Raw genomic sequence first — 20,391 nt, 5'->3', positions numbered from 1 at the left:
AACAGGTATGCGGCGCCTGCATTGGCCAGCACGCTGACTTCCAGCGGGTCAGCGTTGTACCGCTTACCACACCCCGATCGGCACCAGCTTTTGTTCGGCCGGCTCGCCATAGCGAAAGCGCTGGCCGCGCAGGTCGATTTCGCTGTTGCTGATGGTGGTGCGCCGTTTCAGGCCGCGCAGCCAGTCGAACAGGTAACCCTGATGCTGTTCGCGCACGCTGGCAAAGGCCGGGTCGCTGCCCAGGTCGTGCAGTTCCTGCGGGTCGTTTTCCAGGTCGAACAACTGCGGGCGAAAGCCATCGTACGCCAGGTACTTGAAGCGCTCGCTGCGCACCATGTACATGCGGCAGCGGTCGATGGCCTGGCCCAGTCGTTCGCGGGCCGGGGCCTGGAAGGCGTAGTCGTACTCGGCGATGGCGTAGCGGCGCCAGTCGGGTTGTTCACCGTGCAGCAGCGGTATCCATGAGCGGCCCTCCAGGCGGTGATCGGCTGCCGGCAGGCCCAACGCCTGCAAAAAAGTCGGCAGGGCGTCGATGGTTTCTACCAGGCGCTCATCCACTGTGCCGCGGGTCACATCCGCTTGCGGTCGTGGGTCACGGACGATCAGCGGGATGCCCACCGCCTGTTCCAGTAGAAACTCTTTTTCGCCCAGATAGTGGTCGCCGAGAAAATCGCCGTGATCGCTGGTGAATACGATCAGCGTGTCGTCCCAGCGACCGTTGCTTTGCAGGTGCTCGAACAGCCGGCCAAGTTGATCGTCGATCTGCTTGATCAGGCCCATGTAGGTCGGCACCACATTCAGGCGCACTTGATCGCGGGAAAAGTTCTGGCTCTCTTGATGCTGACGAAACGCGGCGTACACCGGGTGATCATTGGGTTCGGCCGGCTGGATCGGGTCGATCACTTGCGCATGGCTGTACAGCGAGTGATAGGGCGCAGGCGCAATATAGGGCCAGTGCGGCTTGATATACGACAGGTGCAGGCACCAGGGTTGCTCGCCTTGTTCATCGATGAAGTCGATCGCGCGTTCGGTGGTGTAGACCGTCTCTGAGTACTGTTCGGGAATGCGCGCCGGTCGATGCGCATTGCGCATCTTCCAGCCGCTGAGCAGCTCACCGTTTTCGCCTTCGGCCGCGTTGGCCCAGTCATGCCACGGGTTGTCGCCGGCAAAGCCCTGCTCGCGCAGGTAGTGGGTATAAGGCGCGCTCTCGCGTTTTTCTGTGAATACCGGGTCGTCAGGGTACAGGCCGTCGTGGCGTACATAGGGTTCAAAACCCACTTCGTCGAGTTGCTGCACCTGCGCGCTGCCTGCCGGCAGGTTCAGGCGTTGCTGTGCGTCGCTGTTGGGGGTGGCGTGGGTCTTGCCCACCAGCGCAGTGCGAATCCCTGTCGGGCGCAGGTAGTCACCGATGGTCAGCTCATCCAGTGGCAACGGCACGGCATTCCACGCCACTTGATGACTGCTCACATAACGCCCGGTATAGGCCGACATCCGCGACGGGCCACAAATAGTGCCTTGGGTGTAGGCGCGGCTGAAGCGCACCCCGGCAGCGGCCAGGCGGTCGATGTTCGGCGTGTGCAGATGCGGGTGGCCGTAACAGGACAGGTAATCACGACGCAGTTGGTCGCACATGATGTAAAGCACATTGCGCACAGGCTTGGACACGGTTCACCACCGATTGCAAAAAGGCTTATTTGCGCCGTTACGAACCTATGCGGCAAGCGCATTTATTGAATATCCACGATGCGCGGCGTGCATAACATCAGCCCTTTTCGCATATGCATTTTGCACATTAAAAATATTGGGCAAATGCATTTCCCAAGTCTGGATGGACTCCTTTTAAATGCATGCTCTTATGCATTTGAAATCTTTTAATTAATAAATATATAACTTAATAGAATATTCGGGCGAGTCGCCGTTTGTGTGTGATTGCTTGAAAGGAGCCTGTATGAACCCGTCCGCAACGACTCATCCGCTGCCGCGCTGGCCACTTAAACGTCTACCTTTGGCGCTGTTGCTGGCGGGGTGTGCCGGCGGGTCATATGCCCATGCCGCCGAGACCTCGCTCAATGCCGAGCCGCCCCAGGCGGGCACCTCGCAGGCAGCCGACGCGCAATTGAAAACCGTGACCGTGACGGCCAGACGCCGTGAGGAGAGTGCGCAGAACGTGCCGACGCCGATCAGTGTGGTCAGTGGCCAGACCCTGGAAAGCCAGCGCGTTTATCGTATTCAGGACCTGCAACAACTGACCCCAAGCTTGAACGTGGCTTACATGCACGCCCGGCAGTCCAGTGTGTCGATCCGCGGTCTGGGTAACAACCCGGCCAGTGACGGTTTGGAGGGCAGTGCCGGGTTGTACATTGATAACGTTTATCTGGGCCGCCCCGGCATGGCGGTGTTCGACCTGATGGACATCGAGCAACTGGAAGTGCTGCGCGGCCCGCAAGGTACGCTGTTTGGTAAAAACACCACCGCCGGGGTGGTCAATATCAGCACTCGGGCGCCGAGCTTTACCCCGGAACGTACGATTGAAACCTCGGTGGCTGAAGACGGTTTTTTCCAGACCAAAGGCACGATCTCCGGGCCACTCAGTGATGAACTGGCCGGGCGTTTTTCGGCTTACCGCAGCCGTAGCGATGGCGACCTGAAAAACGAATACAACGGCCATGACCTCAATGGCGGCTCGCGCGAAGGCTTTCGTGGTCAGTTGCTGTACAAGCCCAGCGAAGACTTCAACCTGCGCCTGATCGGCGACTATAACGAAGAGTCTTCCAGTGCCGGCACCCGCGCGCTGTACAGCACCGGCCCGACCATCAATGGCGTAAACCGCTATGAGTCGCGGGCTGCCGCTGCCGGCGCCACTCTGGTCAATGGCCGCGATCGCAAGGTCAATATCGACGCCACCCAGCGGGTCACTGTGCACCAGGGCGGCTTGTCACTGGAAGCCAACTGGAAGTTGCCCAGCGATTTCACCCTGACCTCGGTCAGCGCCTATCGCTGGTGGGATTTCAGCCCGCGTAACGACGACGGCATCAACGTGCCGGCCAGTTACAACGGTGGTGTCTCGGTACAGAGCCAGCAATGGTCGCAGGAAATCCGGCTGGCTTCGCCCACCGGCGGCGCCTTCGATTACGTGCTTGGCGCTTACTACTATGGCTCGGACCTGGACAACACCAACAAGGCCAGCAACGGCCCGCTGGCCGATGTCTGGAACGGCACTGCCGCAGGCGCGCTGGCCAATGTCGAGAGCGTTGCCAAGGGCCATATCGACACCAACAGCTTCGCACTGTTTGGCCAGGGCACCTGGCACCTGACGCCAAAGCTGGACTTTACTGCGGGCATTCGCGGCACCTATGAAGAAAAGAGCGCCTGGGTCAACCGCAGCGCGCCAACCGGCGGCGTGGCGGTGACCGGTGCTGCGCTGACCGCGCGCAACGGTCGGTATGGTGTCTATGACTCCGGCGATCTTAACCAGTACAGCATCAGCCCGTCGGGGCTGCTCAACCTGAGCTACAAGTTCAGCGACGATGTGCTGGGTTACGCGACCCTGTCGCACGGCGAGAAGTCTGGCGGCGTCAATCTCACGGTTGGCACCGCACCGACTGCCGGTGCCGACTCGCTGTTGATCGGTGCCGAGCGCGCCAACAACCTCGAGCTGGGCGTCAAGAGCACCCTGTGGGACAACCGTCTGCAACTCAACGGCAACCTGTTCTGGACCCAGGTCAACGGCTACCAGACCACCGCTTACGACCAAGCCAACCGCGTGCAGTACCTGACCAACGCAGGCTCTGTGCGTTCACGCGGCGCGGAGCTGGAGGCTACTGTGGTGCCGCTGCGCGGCCTGACCCTCAACCTCAACGGCTCTTACAACGACGTGCGTTATCTGTCGTACAAGGATGCGCCGTGCCCGCCGGAGGTCAGCTTGCGTCCCGGTGCCCCGGCATCCTGCGACCTGAGCGGCAATCAGGTGGTCGGCGCCTCGAAGTGGATTGCTAACTTCAACGGTGAATACACGTGGGGCTGGGACAACGGCCTGGAGCAGTACGTGACCGGCAGCTACGCCTATCGCTCGCGGGCTGTGGGCATCGTCGAAGACTCCGTGCATGCGCAGATCCCCGGCTACGGCGTGGCCAACTTCGCCACCGGCTTGCGCGGCGACTGGGGCCAGGGTCAGTGGGATGTGTCGCTGTGGGTGAAGAACGCCTTCGACAAGACCTACTACACCTCGTTGTGGAGTGAGCCTAACGGCGGCTACTCGGGCTTTATGGGCGCACCGCGGACCGTGGGTGTGACCGGGCGTTACGACTTCTGAAATGCTTTGAGGCATAAGCATCTCCTGCGGGTGAATGCTTGTAGGCCCGGCCGGGCCTATCTACACCCCGACATGCGGCATTGGCACGCCGCTGAGGTGGTCGGCCAGGTGCAGATCGGTCTTTTCGATCAGGCCGATCATCGCCTTGGCCAGCGATGACAAGGACCTCGCGTTACGGCTGACGATGCCGTAGCGCGTGTTCATTTCTTCCAGATGCGGCGGCAGGTCCACCGGTTGCAGCCAGTGCAACTCATCGGTGAACAAGGCCGGTTCCGGGTTCATCGCATTACCGATGGCAATGGCATCCGAATGGCGGACCACATTGAGCAACGCGTAGGTGTGCTCGCATTCCACCTGAGGCACGAAATCGCGGCGGCCGCTGTATTCGGTGAGTAACTTGCGGATGTTCGGTGGGCGGAAGGTGGTCGCCAGCGGATAGCCGAACAGCTCTTTGCAAGTCACCGATGCCTGCTGCGCCAAGGGGTGATCGGCGCGGCAATAAAAGCGCATGCGTTGTGCACGCAGGCGGGTAATGCGGTAATCGGGGTCCGCTTCAAAGCGCCGGGTGTCGGCCACGAAAAACTCGATGTCCTCGCTGATCAACCGCTGGTTGAGGTCCTGCCAGTTATCCACCTGAAAATGCACTTTGGCCTTGGGATACTCGGCGATGAACAGCGCTACCGCCCTGGGCACCAGTTGCCCGGCCGGTGCCGGTCCGCAACCGAACCGCAGGGTGCCGATTTCTGCCCCGTTCAGGCGGCCAATCTCGTTGTTCAGCTCCTGGGCCTCGCGGATCAGCCGCCGGGCATGTTCCAGCACCACCAGGCCCTGCTGGGTCGGTGGCAGTTCCTTGCTGGCCCGGTCGACCAGTTGAAACCCCGCACTGTGCTCCAGCGCCTGGATGCTGCGACTGAACGCCGACTGCGACAGATTGACCGCGGCGGCGGCCGCGACAAAGCTGCGGTGCTCGGCCAGAGCGATAAAGTGACGAAGCTGGCGAAGGTCGATATGCATGGTTTACATCTGAGCGTTCGGTTGGATGCAGAGGCTGCAACGAGATGAACGCTCTTATAGAAGTAAACGCTTATTCCTGAAACAGTTAATAAGAGATATGCATATTTCAGAGAGGAATATGTCGCGCAGTCGTGTAAAAGCAGGCCTGCCGGGGAGCGTCAGCTTGAGTTCCCGGCAGGCCTTCGGCTCAGCGCGAAGTCAGCGCGGTGTAGCTGTTCATCAGGTTGCGGTAGTTAGGGATGCGCTGGCTCAGCAGGTTACCCAGGCCTTCGATATCGTTGCGCCAGTCGCGGTGCAGCTCACAAGCCACCGAGAACCAGTTCATCAACTGCGCGCCCGCCTGGCTCATACGGTTCCATGCGGCTTGCTGCACGGTCTCGTTGAAGGTGCCGGAAGCGTCAGTCACCACGAACACATCAAAGCCTTCTGCCAGAGCCGACAAGGCCGGGAAGGTCACGCACACGTCAGTCACCACTCCGGCGATGATCAGTTGCTTGCGGCCGGTGGCTTTGATCGCTTTGACAAACTCTTCGTTGTCCCAGGCGTTGATCTGGCCAGGGCGGGCGATGTACGGCGCATCCGGGAACTGCTCTTTCAATTCAGGGATCAGCGGGCCATTGGGGCCTTGTTCAAAGCTGGTGGTGAGAATGGTCGGCAGGTTGAAAAACTTGGCCAGATCACCCAGCGCCAGCACGTTGTTCTTGAACTCGTTTGGCGAGAAATCCTGCACCAGCGAGATCAGGCCGGTCTGGTGGTCGATCAACAGTACTACGGCGTCGTCTTTGTTCAGGCGGTTGTAGGTGAAGTTGGCCATGGGGTAAGTCCTTTATCTGAGAGGTTTTGAGTAAGTTGTTGAGTCAGTGCGCTGGGTTCAGCGCTGTGTTCAACCTGGGCACAGATTAAGGATTTACCTGAACGGGATAAATCGGCTGAAAAGCGTTTTACTGTCACCTTGAAAGCGACAATCCCCAGCCTGATGCCGGGGGTTGTTGTGGCGTGGGTCAGACCTTGCGCCAATGGCAGCGCATGGTTACCAAAGCTTCCAGGTGTAATCGATGTTCACGCGGGTTTCGTTGTCACTTCTGAACGTGGCAGCCGAACTCAGGTCGCTGCGGTAGAAATTCTGCCGCAGCCGCAGCGCCAGCCCCTTCACAGGGCCTGACTGCACTGCATAGGACAGCTCGAAATCCTTGGACGACTCCGATAAGTCATCCCCCCCGAGTGCCGGGAGATTGATGTGACTGCCGTGCAGGTAGCGCGCCATGGCCCTGAGGCCGGGAATGCCCAGCCCGGCGAAATCGTAGTCGTAGCGTAGCGCCCAGGTCTGCTCCTTCGGGTTGACGAAGTCCGCACTCATTGTCCCGTCGCTCAACACATTGGGCTCGCCACCTGCGAGGTAGACCATGGCGGTGTCACCGGTCTGGCGCATGTGACCCAGGCCGAAGCTGTGTGCGCCCATCTGGTAGGTGAACATCAACCCGGTGCTCCGGTTATCCACCCGGCCAGATTCTGCGCGCCCATCCTCACGGCTATCAAAAATGCGCAGGTCAGTTTTCAACAGGCCCGGACCGATGGGCAGCGTGTGCAAAAGCCCCCAAAAATGCTGTTGATAGATGTTGTCGAGTTTGGCGTGGTTGTAACGCAGCGTCAGCGCGTCGGACCACTTGTAATCACCGGCGATGAAATCAAACTCTTGCGAAGAGGCGCCGGGCCGAAAGCGGCCATTGGGAGAGGCGATCGAGATGGGCTGGTAGTCCGTGGAGTCGCGCATGTTCACTCGGTCCATTCGCCCCAGATGCAGTGATAAATCCTTGATGTCACCTGACTGTAAATAGGCGCCCCGGAAGGTTTGTGGAAGCAGGCGCGCAGGGCTGCCGGTGAGGACCGGCAGGTTGGGAAATTGTGTGCCTACCGAGAGTTGGGTCTTGGAAACCCTGGCTTTGAGTGCCGCCCCCAGCTCTGAGTATTCGTCACGCGCCTGTCGGGTCTGCGGGTTAAAGGCCAATAGCTGGGTTGCGGTTCTGTCGGGTGACGAGTCGAGCTTCAGACCCAGCATGCCGGTCAGGTCCAGGCCCAGCCCAATGGGGCCTTCGGTGAAGCCGGAGTGGGCCTTGAGGATGAAACCCTGCGCCCATTCCCTGGCTTCGGCGTACGGTGTGGCACCCTTGTAATCACGGTCCAGATAAAAGTTGCGTGACATTAATGTCACGGTTGAATCCTTCAGCAGTTCTGCCTCGGCGCAGAAAGACACACACACGCCCAGCGCGCCCATGCTCAACAGCTGGGGGCAACTCATACGGTTAGTCATTGCGAGCATCCTGATTTCTTGTTTTTGTCAGTTCAGTCAGTTGGCGCTGGCCGGTGCCAGGCGCGCCGTTGCCCGGCGCTTGAGGCCCCAGACCACCAGCGCGGCCAGAACGAAGGCGCTGGCAAACAAGATGTAGAGCTTCGACGGGCTCCAGTTGGCGTCGATCAAGTGACCGGCAACCAACGGTGAGAGGATGGCCCCGATACGGCCCATGCCGATTCCCCAGCCCAGGCCTGTTACCCGCTGTGACGCGCTGTAGAAAGACGGGGCAAGGGCATACAGCCCGGCGACGCAGCCGTTGACGAATACGCCGATGGCCAGTGCCACGGCAAAGGCCAGTGTGAGGTTGTGGGTGAACTGGACGAACAGCGCGAGCAACAGCGCATTGATGATGAGGTACAGCATCAGCAGGCGAGCCAGTGGGTAGCGGGCAGCCAGCAGCCCGATGACGGTCGTGCCGACGATGCCGCCCATGTTAAGCAGTACACCGCCCGTGATGCCTTGGGCGTTGGAGAGGCCGGCCGAGACCAGTAGCCTGGGCGTCCAGCTCAGCACAAAGTAGAAGCCGAACATCACCAGAAAGAAGGCCAGCCAGATCAGCAAGGTTGAACGCAGCAGTGCCGGTGAAAACAATTCGGCTACCGTATCGCGCATGCGCGCACGGCTGGTGTCGTTAACGGTGGGCAGCGCGCTGATGGTGTTCAGTTTTACGCGTACCAGCAGTTTATTGATCTTGGCCAGGGCGCCGACCGGTTGGCGAGACGTCAGAAAGGCAAGTGACTCTGGAAGCCAGAGAAACAGCAGCGGCAGTGTCGAGAGCGTGGTGATGCCGCCGTACAGAAACACCGAGCGCCATCCTTGGGTCGGGATGATCTGAGCGGCAATGATCCCGCCAATCGTTGCACCCAGCGCGTAGGCCGTCGACTGCAAACTGATTGCCAGCCCGCGCCATTTTTTGTTGGCGTATTCGCCGGCAATCACGTAACTGCTGGCCAGAACCCCACCAATGCCAAGCCCCGTAATCAGCCGCAGAATGGCGAGTGTTTCGAAACTGTTTGCTTGAGAGGAGGCGAGCATACCCAGTCCGGCGATGCTCACGCAGAGCATGATCAGCGGGCGTCTGCCGAACCGGTCCGCCCAGGGCGCAATAAACAACGAGCCGATTGCCATGCCGACCAATCCGGCACTGAGCAGGTAGCCGACGCGGATGCCGTTGAGTCCCCAGTCTGCCGAAACCGACGCGGCGGTGAAGGCCATTACCAGCACGTCGAAGCCGTCGAGCATGTTGATCAGGATGCAAAGAGCGATCACGCCCCATTGAGAACTGACCATGGGTTTTTCGTCCATTAGTTGCCCAATTGACTTGTCCATATCGTCAAACCTCCTTGTTCAATGGCAATGAATTGAGCAAAAGCAAGGCGGCCGAAGCCTGCCCGATAAATCGGGAAGATTGCTTACACATAGCGCTATACCTTTTATTGTTGTTTAAACAGCACGCACGGGTTAACCAGCACCTCAGTTTCTCGACGAGTCACAAAGGCGTTGCTTTCATCTCATTTCAGTCAGTCTGCCGTTGGACTTGCAGACGGGGGCGGGGCAGGTGTAGCGGCCTCATGCCGGGTCGGATTGGCGCAGGCGCTCAATGATTTTGCGCGCCCGATTTGCGCCGACGTCGACATGGATATCGATCATGGGGCGTTCGCCGAATCGGCACATGTTCTTGTACTGGGCCTCAATGATGATTTTGTCTTCATCAAAGGTCAGCGCGGTTTGTTCGATGACCTTTGCCTTGACCTCTGCATGATTGCTTTCGGGGTTGGTGGCCATCGACCAGAAATAGTGGGTTGTATTTTCGGTCTCGGGTGTGACGCCATGGAACCCACGCATGTGAAATCCGCCGCGTTCAGGGTCTTGCAGAGACTCTGTGTTGGCGTCAACGGCGCCCGTCCAGATGCGCAGGTGGCTGACATGAAACTCGATCTCTTGCCAACGATCGATGTTTCCCTTGAACGGGTAGGCGGCAGAGTAGGTGGGCGGCGGTGTCGAGTTGGGCATGTGACGGATGACCTTGACCACATCGCCTTCGCTTTGCACGGTCATTTGCGCATGCATATGAACGTTGGCATTGCCACCAATCGTCTTCAGATGCACATAACCCAGATGGCTGAGATCCATCAGGTTGTCGTGAATAAGCTGGTAGGGCGCGTCGTAGTGGTACACGTCACCGTCAAACAGATACTTGCCGCTGCTGTGCACGTTGTACTCGGGCGGTTCGCAGGTCGGCTCCGGGTGCGACTCGCTGCCAAACCAGACCCAGACGATCTGGTCACGCTCGCGGACATGAAACAGGGCGACCTTGGCCTTGCCGGGCACTTTTTCCTGACCCGGAATCTCGATGCACTTGCCTGCAGAATCGAACAGCAGCCCGTGGTATCCACAACGAAGCCCACCGCTTTCCAGTGTGCCGCTGGAGAGTGGCAGCGCCCGGTGGCAGCAGCGATCTTCCAGAGCAGCGACTTGCCCGTCCGCTGTACGAAACAGCACCACCGCTTTATTCAACAGTGTGCGGCCGACCGGTTTGTCTTTCAGCTCCCAGCCCAGCGCCGCGACATACCACTGATCGAGTGGAAATTTGGGCAGGGTGGATTGCTTGCCGACCTCATAGGCCAGCTCTTTGGTTGAGGTGTTCATAGGCTTTTCCGATGCTGTTGTTAGAGTGGGAAAGTCAGAGATCCAGGACCAGACGCGGTGTTTTGGCACGTGAGCAGCACGGGGTGAACTGGTCGTTCAATGCATGCTCGGCCTTGGTCATGAACTGGTCGCGATGATCGGGCGTGCCTTCAAGGACCTGGGTCATACAGCTGCCGCAGATGCCCTGTTCACAGGAGCTTTGTATCTCGATACCGGCCTCATCAAGCACTTCGAAGACGCTGCGGTCGGCCGGGATCTGAAAGGTGAGGGACGATCGTGCGAGCACCACTTCAAACGCTTGATCGCCGGTCTGATCGACAGGTGCGGCGGCGAAGAACTCCCGATGAACCTGTTCCTGCGGCCAGTGCGCAGCTTCGGCGGCCTTCAGGATGTAATCCATGAACCCGCCTGGGCCACACACATACAGGTGAACGCCAGTCACGGGGGACTGCAGCAACAGGCTCGCATTCAACGCGGCGTCCGGGCCGGCGCTGTCATCGTGCAGCACCACGTTCCGGGCAAAGGGCGCTGACTCAAGCACATCGATAAACGCGGCTTTTGCTTTGGCGCGAAAGCAGTAGTGCAACTCGAAATCAACGCCGCGCTGGGACAGCTCATAGGCCATCGCCAGCATGGGTGTGATGCCAATGCCACCGGCGAGCAGAAGGTGTTTTTTCCCATCGGGCGACAGTGGAAAAAGATTTCGTGGCGCACTGATGGTGAGTTCCTGGCCTTCCTGCACAAGCTCGTGCATGGCCTGCGAACCGCCCCTTGAGTGGGGATCACGCAGGACACCAATCAGGTAGCGATGGCGTTCTTCAGGGTGGTTGCAGAGCGAGTACTGGCGCACCGTCCCTGCTGGGGTCCAGACGTCGATATGGGCGCCTGCGGTGAACGCGGGCAGGATCTGCTCGTCGACGGGGGACAGCTCGAAGCTGCAGATATCATCGGCCACAAGGTGCTTGTGGCTAACCTTTACACGGAGCATGGCTTCTCCCTCCACAGTCAAGTGGCACAAAAATGTTCAATAGGGGCTGAGCGCTTAGCTCACGTGGTGGCGGAGGGCGGGTGCAGGATAGGTGTGTGGTTCATGAGGATTCCCGTTATTTATTCTTGTGGGATCAGGCTGTCGCTTATGATGCGATCAGCACGCACGGTTCGTGGAATGTAGAATCGGCGTATTTAGTTGCGGTGTCAACCAATTTGCCTGAAACGTTTGATTCTTAAGGTTCGTATTTTTATGCCTGCACCCACTCAGCTTGATCTTGTTCGCTACGTTCCGGCGTTGCTGACCTTCTTGGCCAACAAACTGGCTACGGGCGCTTCTCTGACGTACCGCAAGCACTTTGGTATCGGCGTGGTCGAGTGGCGCTTGCTTTCAATGCTTGCGGTGGAGAACAACATCACGGCCAACCGCGTATGCCAGGTCATCGGGCTGGACAAGGGGGCGGTCAGCAGATCCCTTCAGGCCCTGGAACAACAGGGCTATGCGACCAGCCAGGTGGATAAGCTCGACGGTCGGCGCTATACCGTCAGCCTGACGCCAGAAGGCAAGGCTTTGCATGATCGGGTATTGAAAGTCGCGCTGGAGCGCGAGAGCCGGTTGCTCGACGGCCTGTCGTCCGCCGAGGTGGATACACTCGTCGACCTGCTGGGGCGCTTACAGAAAAACATTCCGCACGTGAACGAGTACGATCCGCCCGCGCCATGAGGGCATGCTTTAAAACAAGCCCTGCTTGGTCACCATCAACAGCACAATCACGAACATCCCGGCGAACCCCGCCACGCCCATCCATAGCCATGGCCGGTACAGCCGGTTCCAGTTCGACGGCAGTGCCAGACCGCGCTCGGCGGCGTGTTCGGCCAGGCTCTGCATGCGTTTTTGCAGCACCAGCACCGGCAGCCACAACAGGCCGACCGCGACAAACACGATCAGCGCATCGCGCAGCCAGGGCTGGGCTATCGACAGACCGGTCAGGTGCAGCATGCCAAGGCCGGTGGCCAATTGCAGGACCCCGGCCGGGGTGGTGATCCAAGTGTCAAAGCGCACCACCATCTTTGCCACCGAGGCGATGACAACCGGGTTGCGGGTCCGCTGTGCGGCGATCAGGTACAGGTACGAACCCATGCCGAAACCGAACAGAAATACCGCTGCGATGACGTGCAGATACTTGAGGTACAGGTAAGTCATGCCGGACCTTGGTACTGCACGCTGAGCCGGATATCGTTCGGTGCGTCGATGGCGGCCAGGTACTCGGCCACGCTGATTTCGTCCAGGCAAGGGCGCGCGCCTGCTGCAGGCCGGTAACCGTTGGCCAGCTTGCGGGCCAACGCCACCGAGGCGCAGCTGGGTATTTCCGGGCCTTTCTCGCGTGCGGCGGTGAGCTGGATATTCAGGCGCAACGGCAGGTTGTTGTGGTCCACGCCATGGGCCTCGATGTACAGCGCGCTGAGACCGTTACCGAACCGTTCGCAGGCCGTGCCCAGCCGGTGCAGGCGCCGCGCCCAGGGTTGCGGGTCGTTGATCAGCCCCATGCGCCGCGCCTGGGCCAGCAGCGCATTGGCCAGGGCGCCGGGCATCAGGCCGGGACCGGCCTTGAACACTAGCTCACGGGCGCCATAACGGGCGCCGAACAGGTCCATGTCCGGTACATCGACATTGGCCAGCCAGCGCCAGCCCAGCCCCGCTAAATGCCGGCGTTGCAAGCCCAGCCAGCCTGGCACCGCGTGGGGCTGGCCATTGCGGCGTTGCAGGATCGGCTGGCCAGCGTAAGCCAGGACGCCCTCGATGGTGGCCAGGCCGGGCATCTTCGAGGACGAGGAAATGCCGTGCTCGATCCGGTCGATGCGGCTGAAGTGCTGGCGGTGTTCATCCAGCAACGCCGCCGACAGGCTCGGCACCGAACTGCAGCCGCTGAGCACGGCGACCCCGGCCGCTTTGGCCTGGGCATCGAGCACATCAATACCGTTGACGAAGGTCCGGCAGTCGGCCAGGTCGCAGTAATGCACGCCCGCTTCGATGCACTGCTCGGCGACCCGGTAGGGCTGCCCCTGAAACGGCCCGCCGGTGTGGATCACCAGATTGATCTGCAACTGACGCAGCGCCTCGGCAAACCCTGCCCCCTGGGCGTCACCGCACCAGGTCTGCAGCGGGAATTGGCCTGCCAGCTTGTGCAAACGCGCCGCATCGCGCCCGGCCGCGAACAGCTCGATGCCCGGCGCACCGGACAGATGCCGACAGACGATAAAACCGAAATTGCCGTAGCCGCCGACAACCAGCACCCTGAATGACATGCGTGACTCCCTGTGAGGTTCGGGGGGATTCTAGGATCCGTTTCTGTTTCGTCACAACTGCGGTGAAGCCAGCCACTGTTCGAACTCGATCTTTGTGCTGCAGTTTTCGCCCGGAGTGTAATAGACAAGGCGCAGGTGTCGATCTGCATCGATGGTCAGGGTCGTATGCTCCAGGGGTATGTCGCCAAACGTATTCATGGGCAGACGGCGGCTACTCTGGCAGGGGCCGTGAATGTCCTGACCATCGGGGCGCGACCAGCCCCGCCGTTCAGGGCGGGGATGGATAACGGGTTTCTTCCAGTTGCCGGACCAGTGCCTGATCATCCTCAGGCGGGTATCGAGGATCAATCGTCCTCGTCTTCTTCGTCATAGTCTTCGTAGATCTGAAAGAACTCGTACTCGGCGAGAACTTCCGCCTTGACGTCCCGGGCCCGGAAGCCCCGTCCGGAAGGCTGGACGACGAAGTTGATGGAGTCTTCCAGCGCGACATCGTTGTTCGCGGTGTCGGCACCAATAGCAAAACTTCTGGAAAACGGACTCAATGCTGCTCCGAGGTTTTCAACCATCAGGTCTCGGTCGCTTAGATCATCTTCATCGAGTTCGAGCATCTGCGCCATGATCGCGCAGTCGATCATGGTACCGGTCAGCCATTCGCAACTGGAACCATAACCGGCGCACCAGCGCAGCCCGGTGCCTTCCATGAACACTTCCATCATGGTTGTGTCCTCACCCACGTAGCAGGACCCGATCATGATGCCGGTGATGTTGGACTCTTGGGCATGCGCGCCGATTGTGAAAATCAGGTCTTCGATTTTCGACCCTGCAATCTTGCCTTTGGCGCCGTGTGCGGCGATGTACACCAGAGCGTTGTCTGCGCCACAACGACGCAGCACATCAAAGGCCTGCTCGAAGGTGCGCTTGTTGTAGAAGTTGGCGTGGTAGACCTCAGTATCGCCAGCGTATTTGGCGATGCCTTCCACAAAGGGTACGACACTGGAGCGGTTGGCATCCCGCTCATCCAGTTGCCATGGCGATTCAAGTACCAGAATGGCACGGCGCGCCCGGTGTTCTTTCCTGATAGCCTTTTTCATTACTTTCCTTGGTTGTCGGTTGTTGCTTCGGTTTGTTGCGCTGCTTGATGAGAGTGGTTGTCGTCGTAAGCCCGCAGAGCCCGGCGCAACGTGTTCTGGACTCGCTGGCGAAGCTCGACCGGTTCATGGACCACCAGGTCATCACCCTGAGACAGAACCCACCACTGCAATTGCCAGGTATCGCTCACGGTGGCTTGCACCAGAAAACCGTCCTCCTGCGCCTGCAGTTCCATATCCTGGCTGAGCGGTGTTTCGCGAATCAGGCGGGCCTGGCGGGCACTGATCCAGGCCTTGAAGCGGATTTTTGTCGGCGTGCCGAACTGCAGAGCGTCGGTGGCCAGGTAATCCTGCAGCTTGAACTGCTGCACGCCCTCACACGGCACCTGCAGTTCTTCGATGTCCTGAAAGCGATGCGCCGCGTACTGACGGATGTCGCTGTAGCCTTCGGCCGTAGCGATCAGGTAAGTGATCTGGCCCCTTTGCACGATGGCCAGCGGGTTGAGGGTCAGTTCGCTGGATTTGTCTGAATGCGCCGAGTAGTAGCGACAGCGGAGCTGCTTTTCGGTGATCAGCGCCTGCTGGATGGTTTCCAACGTCCTGGCATTGATCTGTGGCGGCAACAGGTTGAAGTCAGAGCGCACACTGGCGACTTTCTCGGGCCAGCGTGCGCCAGGGCTGCCATCCTCAACGCCCTCAAGCTTGCTACGGGCAAGATTAAAGCGTGAGTCCAGAATACTGAGCATGCTGGCTGGCAACAGCGGGCGTACGGCATCTTCGACCAGGCGCAGGCTGACGGCTTCGGGTAGGCTGATCCCTGACAGTGCCAGATCAGCTCCGCGAGGCAAGAACCAGCCGCGTGGGGTAGTGCTTTCCTCGCTGTGCAGGTTGAACGCGAAGGACAGATCCAGAAGGTCGCGCTCGACGGTACGCCGGGTGATTTCATGCCCTCCACTGATAAGACGTTTGTGCAGGTCGGCCACGGTGTAACCTGGCGAGGTGCGTGGCAGCAGCTTGAGCAAGTCCCACTGGCGGCTCAAAGCCGACTTCGTTTTGGCAGAGGGCAAAGCATTCTTCCTTGTGGCCAGGCGGCAGTAAGCCGTCTAATAATTCCGGTTTGCGGGCTATCGGCGCAGAGCCCGAAAATTTGAGTGTCAATCAATGAATGAAACCGATCGGCCGTTGCTGCGCCGCAGGTTTCAGGCGGCACTCGGCGAGCAGGGCAGTGGCCAGCTCGTTGGCCGTGGCGAAGGGCTTGAAGCGCGCTTGGCGGGTCACCGCGGCAAAGTCGCCCGGCGTCAGGTGCGCTTCGCCGCGCAGGCGGCTGGCGGCGGTCTGTTGTGGATCCTTGAGATTCAGACCCTTGAGGTGCGTGGCGAACAGCGACTGCGCCTGCTGCGCGCTCAGGTAGCCGAAGTACACCTTTAGGTCGAAGCGGCGCAGCGACGCCTGGTCCAGATCGGCGATCAGATTGGTCGAGGCAATGAACAGTCCGCGATAACTCTCCATTTGCGTCAGCATTTCGTTTACTGCAGTGATCTCCCAGCTCTGGCGAGCCTTGCGTCGGTCTTGCAGGAAACTGTCGACCTCATCGAGCAGCAACACTGCATCTTGCTGTTGCGCTTGCTCGAAGGCCCCTGCGAGGTTCTGCTCGGTCATACCCACGTAGGGCGAGACCAGGTCGGACACCCGCTTGGCCAGCAACGGCTTGCCCAACGCCTGTGCCAGCCAGCGACCGAAGGCGGTCTTGCCGGTGCCGGGAGGGCCGTAGAAGCACAAGCGCGCTTGCGGGTGGCTGCGCAGGCCTTCGGTCAGCGTGGCCAGGGATTGGTCGGTGTTCACCCACTGCGGCGAGTAGAAGGCCGGCAGATCGCTGTTTGCGCTTTCCAGCCTGTCGAAGCCTTGAGCTTTCAGCGTGCCGTCGACAATGCAGCGAATGGCGTTGTCCAGGCTCTTGCCCGCGCGCTGCGAGACGCTGCGCCCGACCCGCACGGCGCGCTCCAGGACCGCCGGAGTGACCTGCTCATTGGCCGAGAGCTGGGTGATGAGGTCTTCGCTGAGCTTGCCGCTGCCGCATTCGCGCAACATGCGCTTGCGCTGCGCCAAGGGCGGGTTGGGTACCTCGATCACCAGGTCGAAGCGGCGCACATGAGCGGCATCAATGGCTTCGATGCTGTTGCTCAGCCAGAAGCACGGCAGCGGGTTTTCTTCCAGCATACGGTTGATCCAGGCCTTCTGTGCCCGGCCTTGTGGATCGTGTCGGGTGGACTGGAACACATCCTCGATTTCATCCATGACCAACATCGCCCGCTGTGCACCGAGCACACTGTTGGCGGCGCGCAGGGAGCACAGGCGCTGTTTGGAGGACACCGGGTCGCCGTCGCTGTCCGTGCAGGCCACTTCGTACAGCGGTGTGCGCAGGCTGGCCGCCAACAGACGGCTGAGGTGGGTCTTGCCGGTACCGGGCGGGCCGTACAGCAGTATGTTCACGCCCCGGCGTTTATTGATCAGCGCCTTGTTCAGATAGCGCTCGGCAATGGTCAGCGGCTGGCGCAAGTGGCTGTAATGTTCGTGAGCCAGGTTACCCGACGGGCTCAGGCGAAAGGCATAGCTGAACAGCTCCAGAGCCGTGCCCTGGCTGTGGCGCAGCAGCCCCGGCAGTTCCGGGTTAGCCACCGAGATAATCGCCGTGAGTACCATTGAGGCCCGGGCCGAGGTGCTGACTTCCAGCAAACCGCTGCGCACCAGCGCGCTGTCGTTGCTCAGGCAGGCTTCGATCCTGGGCTGTGGCAAACCCAACAATACCGACAAGACCCGTACAGCGCGGTTGAAACCGAGCATGCCCAGTTGATCGGTGGTGTCGTTGAGAATCGGGTCGCTGCACATCAGCACGCAGAAACCCAGCACCTGCAACTCGGTCTCGTTCAAGGCCAACAGTTCGCCCAGCGCCATCAGGTTAGCGGCCAGGCGGTCGGGATAGGTCAGGCACGGATGATCCACATCGAACTGCCGCGCCGCCCCGCGCAGGGCGCGGCGCAACTGGACCGGGCTGGCCTCATCGGCGTCCAGCCACTTGCCAAGGCCCAACTCGACGGCCAGATCGTCGTCGTTGAGGCCATGCCGGCTGATAAAAGTCCGATGCCCGCCAAGCTCCAGCAGTAATTGATAGCACCACTTCAATGACAAGGCGCAGGTGTCCTCGGCGCGCGGGCTGTTGTGGGCGATGGGGGCAAGGGCCTTGGTGGGCATGGTGTCTCTCCTGAGGGGCAGTAGAGACAGCTTGCAGCAGGCAATGGTCAGGATGTGTCGCAGCGAGTCTGTATTCGGGAATCAGCCCGGTGCTCTGACAATCCGGCTACTGCGCCGCAGCCGGTCTTGCAGAATGGATGCTTTGGTAAGCGATGTTTGCTCCAGCAGACGGAACCGCATTCTGAGAGAGCAAAGCTCGCTACTCAGACCCACTACTCAGGTCATGAACACGCCAAGCCCCACCTTCAGCGCCTGAGCATTGTTGCCCAGGGTGGTGGCCGAGTCGTGGATCTCGGTCACGCCCTGATGCGTCTGTTCGAAGGTTTCATGCATGCCGCCCAGGCGGCCGGCGATGTCGGTCACCGCGTGCTGGATTTCTTCGCTGCTGGCCAGGGCGCGGTCCATGGTGTCGCTGACCTGGCCCATTTGTTTGACCAGCCCGTCGATCACATCCAGGGTACCGTCCGAGGCGGTGGCTAGGTTGCGCGACTGTTCGGCCGCGCTGCCCATGCGCTGGGCGGTCTGGCGGATACCCTGGGTTACAGCGCTGATCACTTGCTGGGCGTCGGTCAGCACGCTCTGGGTCTGGCCGGCCAGCTTGCGCACTTCATCGGCCACCACCGCAAAGCCGCGCCCGGCTTCACCGGCACGCGCAGCTTCGATGGCGGCGTTGAGTGCCAGCAGGTTGGTCTGGTCAGAAATCCCGGCAATCATCTGCAGCACCTGACCGATCTGTTCGGCTTCGCTGCTCAGGCGGTTCAGGTCACCGGCCAGTTCTATATTGGCCGAGGTGCTGTGGTGCACATCGCCGATCAGGCTTTTGAGGTCTTGATGGGTGCGGGTCAGTTCGCTGGTGGCGCATTCCAGGTAACCGCGCACCGTGCCGGCCAGATTGGACGACTGCTCGGCCGACTGACGAATCGACTGGCCGTGCTGGTTGATATCGGCCAGTTGGCCACCGGCTTGCTGGATGCGCCTGGCAATGTCTTCTGCCAGCAACAGAAAGGTCGCGGCCAGCCGCTGGTTGTTGTCAGCCATGCCCGAGGCGCTGCCCAGGGTCTGGCGCACGTCCTGCAACAGGCTCGACAGGCGTTTGCCCATCTGGCCCATTTCATCGCCGGTGATGACGGTCACGGTGGTCGACAGGTCGCGTTTGTCAGCAATATGGTTGAGCTGGCCGGTCAGGTGGTGAATGCCCTGCACCAGCATCCGCGCCGCCAGCCACGACAGCAGCAAACCGATACCGAAGGTGGCGGCGCCGATCAGCAACAGGCTGTACAGGCTGGCGCTGATAGCCTGTTGCAGGGCGGTCAGGGTGACATCCACACCGACCACATAGGCCTGACCGCTGGCGGTGCGCAGTGGCAGGAAGATCGAGCGGAAACTGCCATAGCTGTCGGTGTACTCATCAAACTGCGCTTGCCCGCTGCGCGCCGCCTCCAGCACTGCCGGGCTGGCATCGGTGTAATGCTGCAGGTGTTTGGAATAGCTGTTATTGGCAATGTCGGCAGCGCTGGAGCCGTCGGCCAGGTAATACACCTGGCCCTGCGCATCGACCATCATGCTGTAGGCATACTTGAGATCCACATCCCCGGCGTACTCGCCCAGGTTGCGCACCTGGCTGAGGTACTCGCCTTCCTTGAGGCCATCGGCCTTGCGCGCGCGGTCAAGGTAGTTGTCGCCCAGCACTCGCGGCACCGCATAAGCTGCGGTGCGCAGGCGATTGTCGATCTGCTGGCGGATGTCCTGAGTCTTGGCGTATTGGGCGTAGCTGATGAACGACACCACACTGATCAGGTTGACCACGGTCAACACCAGCAGCAGCTTGGTTTGCAAACTGAAATTACGCAAAGGCATAGTGCAGCATCCAGGCTGAATTATTTTCTGTAGCCAGTGTCTCGAACAGAAGTGCGAAAACTTTAGTGGCATTTTGCCAAGATTAACGGCGGCGCCGCGTTACGAGCTGATCCAGATCAAGCGATGTTCGCAGAACTCCCGTCAGCAACGAGCCGAAAGCCCCAGCCTGAACCTGTTGTGGCTTGGCGGGGCAGCACCGGGCGCTGTGCGCAAAGAAACGTTTGGTTACTTGTCTGCCTGCCGCTCGCGCTGCGAAGCCAGCGCGTTTTTCAAGGCAATCTCCGCGTATTCCATGAAGACCCTGGCCAGTTGTTTCAGGGCGACTTCCTCAGCCTCGCTGCCGGCCACGAAGTTGAAATCGATTGGGCGCTTGCTGTACTCGGGCAGCTGTTCCCAGTCTTTCATTAAATAGCAGCAGAGCGCGCTGACCATTTCGGCACGCACATGGGCCTGTTCATTTGTGGTGCAAGTTTCGAGCGCTGAGCCTGACGGGGAATCGGGGGACAATAATGAAAAAAGATGGGCCGTTAGTTGCGTTTGCAAGTCCTTGGTGATCATGAGCGAGTTGCTTCCTGCTG

The 20,391-nt window shown here is 60.2% G+C and carries 17 protein-coding genes; 2 read left to right on the top strand and 15 right to left on the bottom strand.

Going from position 1 to position 20,391, the window contains the following annotated elements; translation table 11 throughout:
• Nucleotides 1–63: 63 nt before the first annotated feature.
• Nucleotides 64–1,665, bottom strand: coding sequence for an alkaline phosphatase family protein (locus tag PSCI_RS04345; RefSeq protein WP_269451203.1), 1,602 nt, complete (start codon nt 1,663–1,665; stop codon nt 64–66).
• Between the two features lie 283 nt (nt 1,666–1,948).
• On the opposite strand from PSCI_RS04345, the gene PSCI_RS04340 reads away from it, so the two are divergent.
• On the top strand, nt 1,949–4,312 hold the full coding sequence (locus tag PSCI_RS04340; protein WP_045483280.1) for a TonB-dependent receptor: 2,364 nt from the start codon (nt 1,949–1,951) through the stop codon (nt 4,310–4,312).
• A 60-nt stretch (nt 4,313–4,372) separates the two neighbouring features.
• On the opposite strand, the gene PSCI_RS04335 is transcribed toward PSCI_RS04340, so the two are convergent.
• From PSCI_RS04335 to PSCI_RS04310, 6 genes are all read right to left on the bottom strand, one after another.
• Nucleotides 4,373–5,326 carry a LysR family transcriptional regulator gene (locus tag PSCI_RS04335; protein ID WP_045483277.1) on the bottom strand — a complete coding sequence of 318 codons (954 nt, stop codon included), beginning with the start codon at nt 5,324–5,326 and terminating at the stop codon, nt 4,373–4,375.
• A 187-nt stretch (nt 5,327–5,513) separates the two neighbouring features.
• Complete coding sequence (ycaC, locus tag PSCI_RS04330; protein ID WP_045483275.1) at nt 5,514–6,140, bottom strand: isochorismate family cysteine hydrolase YcaC; 627 nt, start codon at nt 6,138–6,140, stop codon at nt 5,514–5,516.
• Between the two features lie 216 nt (nt 6,141–6,356).
• Nucleotides 6,357–7,598 carry an OprD family porin gene (locus PSCI_RS04325; protein WP_231906359.1) on the bottom strand — a complete coding sequence of 414 codons (1,242 nt, stop codon included), beginning with the start codon at nt 7,596–7,598 and terminating at the stop codon, nt 6,357–6,359.
• A gap of 72 nt (nt 7,599–7,670) precedes the next feature.
• The gene (locus PSCI_RS04320) at nt 7,671–9,005 is read right to left on the bottom strand and encodes an MFS transporter (RefSeq protein WP_045483269.1); all 1,335 of its coding nucleotides are present in this window, start codon (nt 9,003–9,005) and stop codon (nt 7,671–7,673) included.
• A 240-nt stretch (nt 9,006–9,245) separates the two neighbouring features.
• Nucleotides 9,246–10,325: an aromatic ring-hydroxylating dioxygenase subunit alpha gene (locus tag PSCI_RS04315; RefSeq protein ID WP_045483266.1), complete on the bottom strand. Its 1,080-nt coding sequence runs from the start codon at nt 10,323–10,325 to the stop codon at nt 9,246–9,248.
• A gap of 34 nt (nt 10,326–10,359) precedes the next feature.
• Nucleotides 10,360–11,313 (bottom strand): PDR/VanB family oxidoreductase, encoded by a 954-nt coding sequence (locus PSCI_RS04310; protein ID WP_045483263.1) that lies wholly within the window; start codon nt 11,311–11,313, stop codon nt 10,360–10,362.
• A gap of 252 nt (nt 11,314–11,565) precedes the next feature.
• Between PSCI_RS04310 and PSCI_RS04305 the strand changes: the two genes are divergently transcribed.
• Nucleotides 11,566–12,036 carry a MarR family winged helix-turn-helix transcriptional regulator gene (locus PSCI_RS04305; RefSeq protein ID WP_045483260.1) on the top strand — a complete coding sequence of 157 codons (471 nt, stop codon included), beginning with the start codon at nt 11,566–11,568 and terminating at the stop codon, nt 12,034–12,036.
• 9 nt (nt 12,037–12,045) lie between these two features.
• Here PSCI_RS04305 and PSCI_RS04300 read toward each other — a convergent pair whose 3' ends face one another.
• The 8 genes from PSCI_RS04300 to PSCI_RS28945 all read right to left on the bottom strand — a co-directional run bounded on the left by PSCI_RS04300 (nt 12,046) and on the right by PSCI_RS28945 (nt 20,371).
• The gene (locus tag PSCI_RS04300) at nt 12,046–12,516 is read right to left on the bottom strand and encodes a DUF2269 family protein (protein WP_045483257.1); all 471 of its coding nucleotides are present in this window, start codon (nt 12,514–12,516) and stop codon (nt 12,046–12,048) included.
• On the bottom strand, nt 12,513–13,619 hold the full coding sequence (locus tag PSCI_RS04295) for a saccharopine dehydrogenase family protein (RefSeq protein ID WP_045483254.1): 1,107 nt from the start codon (nt 13,617–13,619) through the stop codon (nt 12,513–12,515). The genes PSCI_RS04300 and PSCI_RS04295 overlap by 4 nt, the downstream gene beginning before the upstream one ends.
• 51 nt (nt 13,620–13,670) lie before the next feature.
• Nucleotides 13,671–13,967, bottom strand: coding sequence for a hypothetical protein (locus tag PSCI_RS28950; RefSeq protein ID WP_144403194.1), 297 nt, complete (start codon nt 13,965–13,967; stop codon nt 13,671–13,673).
• A complete protein-coding gene (locus PSCI_RS04290) occupies nt 13,964–14,710 on the bottom strand; it encodes a hypothetical protein (protein WP_045483251.1) in 747 nt (248 codons plus the stop codon). Before PSCI_RS04290 ends, PSCI_RS28950 begins: the two co-directional genes overlap by 4 nt.
• Entirely contained in the window at nt 14,710–15,774 is a 1,065-nt protein-coding gene (locus PSCI_RS04285) for a helix-turn-helix transcriptional regulator (RefSeq protein ID WP_084709838.1), read from the bottom strand. The genes PSCI_RS04290 and PSCI_RS04285 overlap by 1 nt, the downstream gene beginning before the upstream one ends.
• Before the next feature lie 91 nt (nt 15,775–15,865).
• Entirely contained in the window at nt 15,866–17,956 is a 2,091-nt protein-coding gene (locus tag PSCI_RS04280; RefSeq protein ID WP_045483248.1) for an AAA family ATPase, read from the bottom strand.
• A 216-nt stretch (nt 17,957–18,172) separates the two neighbouring features.
• The gene (locus PSCI_RS04275) at nt 18,173–19,813 is read right to left on the bottom strand and encodes a methyl-accepting chemotaxis protein (protein ID WP_045483246.1); all 1,641 of its coding nucleotides are present in this window, start codon (nt 19,811–19,813) and stop codon (nt 18,173–18,175) included.
• 225 nt (nt 19,814–20,038) lie between these two features.
• Entirely contained in the window at nt 20,039–20,371 is a 333-nt protein-coding gene (locus PSCI_RS28945; RefSeq protein WP_144403193.1) for a hypothetical protein, read from the bottom strand.
• Nucleotides 20,372–20,391 lie beyond the last annotated feature (20 nt).

Source organism: Pseudomonas sp. StFLB209, from assembly GCF_000829415.1.
Classification (GTDB): domain Bacteria; phylum Pseudomonadota; class Gammaproteobacteria; order Pseudomonadales; family Pseudomonadaceae; genus Aquipseudomonas.
Note: the sequence above shows the minus strand (reverse complement) of the source record. Positions and strands in the feature narration are given on the sequence as shown.

Excerpts from the sequence above, each read along its gene's own strand:
- PSCI_RS04280 (WP_045483248.1), bottom strand. The coding sequence starts at position 17,956 with ATGCCCACCAAGGCCCTTGCCCCCATCGCCCACAACAGCCCGCGCGCC.
- PSCI_RS04320 (WP_045483269.1), bottom strand. The coding sequence starts at position 9,005 with ATGGACAAGTCAATTGGGCAACTAATGGACGAAAAACCCATGGTCAGT.
- PSCI_RS04275 (WP_045483246.1), bottom strand. The coding sequence starts at position 19,813 with ATGCCTTTGCGTAATTTCAGTTTGCAAACCAAGCTGCTGCTGGTGTTG.
- PSCI_RS04305 (WP_045483260.1), top strand. The coding sequence starts at position 11,566 with ATGCCTGCACCCACTCAGCTTGATCTTGTTCGCTACGTTCCGGCGTTG.
- PSCI_RS04300 (WP_045483257.1), bottom strand. The coding sequence starts at position 12,516 with ATGACTTACCTGTACCTCAAGTATCTGCACGTCATCGCAGCGGTATTT.
- PSCI_RS04335 (WP_045483277.1), bottom strand. The coding sequence starts at position 5,326 with ATGCATATCGACCTTCGCCAGCTTCGTCACTTTATCGCTCTGGCCGAG.
- ycaC (WP_045483275.1), bottom strand. The coding sequence starts at position 6,140 with ATGGCCAACTTCACCTACAACCGCCTGAACAAAGACGACGCCGTAGTA.
- PSCI_RS04290 (WP_045483251.1), bottom strand. The coding sequence starts at position 14,710 with ATGAAAAAGGCTATCAGGAAAGAACACCGGGCGCGCCGTGCCATTCTG.
- PSCI_RS04315 (WP_045483266.1), bottom strand. The coding sequence starts at position 10,325 with ATGAACACCTCAACCAAAGAGCTGGCCTATGAGGTCGGCAAGCAATCC.
- PSCI_RS04295 (WP_045483254.1), bottom strand. The coding sequence starts at position 13,619 with ATGTCATTCAGGGTGCTGGTTGTCGGCGGCTACGGCAATTTCGGTTTT.
- PSCI_RS04325 (WP_231906359.1), bottom strand. The coding sequence starts at position 7,598 with ATGGGCGCGCTGGGCGTGTGTGTGTCTTTCTGCGCCGAGGCAGAACTG.
- PSCI_RS28945 (WP_144403193.1), bottom strand. The coding sequence starts at position 20,371 with ATGATCACCAAGGACTTGCAAACGCAACTAACGGCCCATCTTTTTTCA.
- PSCI_RS04310 (WP_045483263.1), bottom strand. The coding sequence starts at position 11,313 with ATGCTCCGTGTAAAGGTTAGCCACAAGCACCTTGTGGCCGATGATATC.
- PSCI_RS04340 (WP_045483280.1), top strand. The coding sequence starts at position 1,949 with ATGAACCCGTCCGCAACGACTCATCCGCTGCCGCGCTGGCCACTTAAA.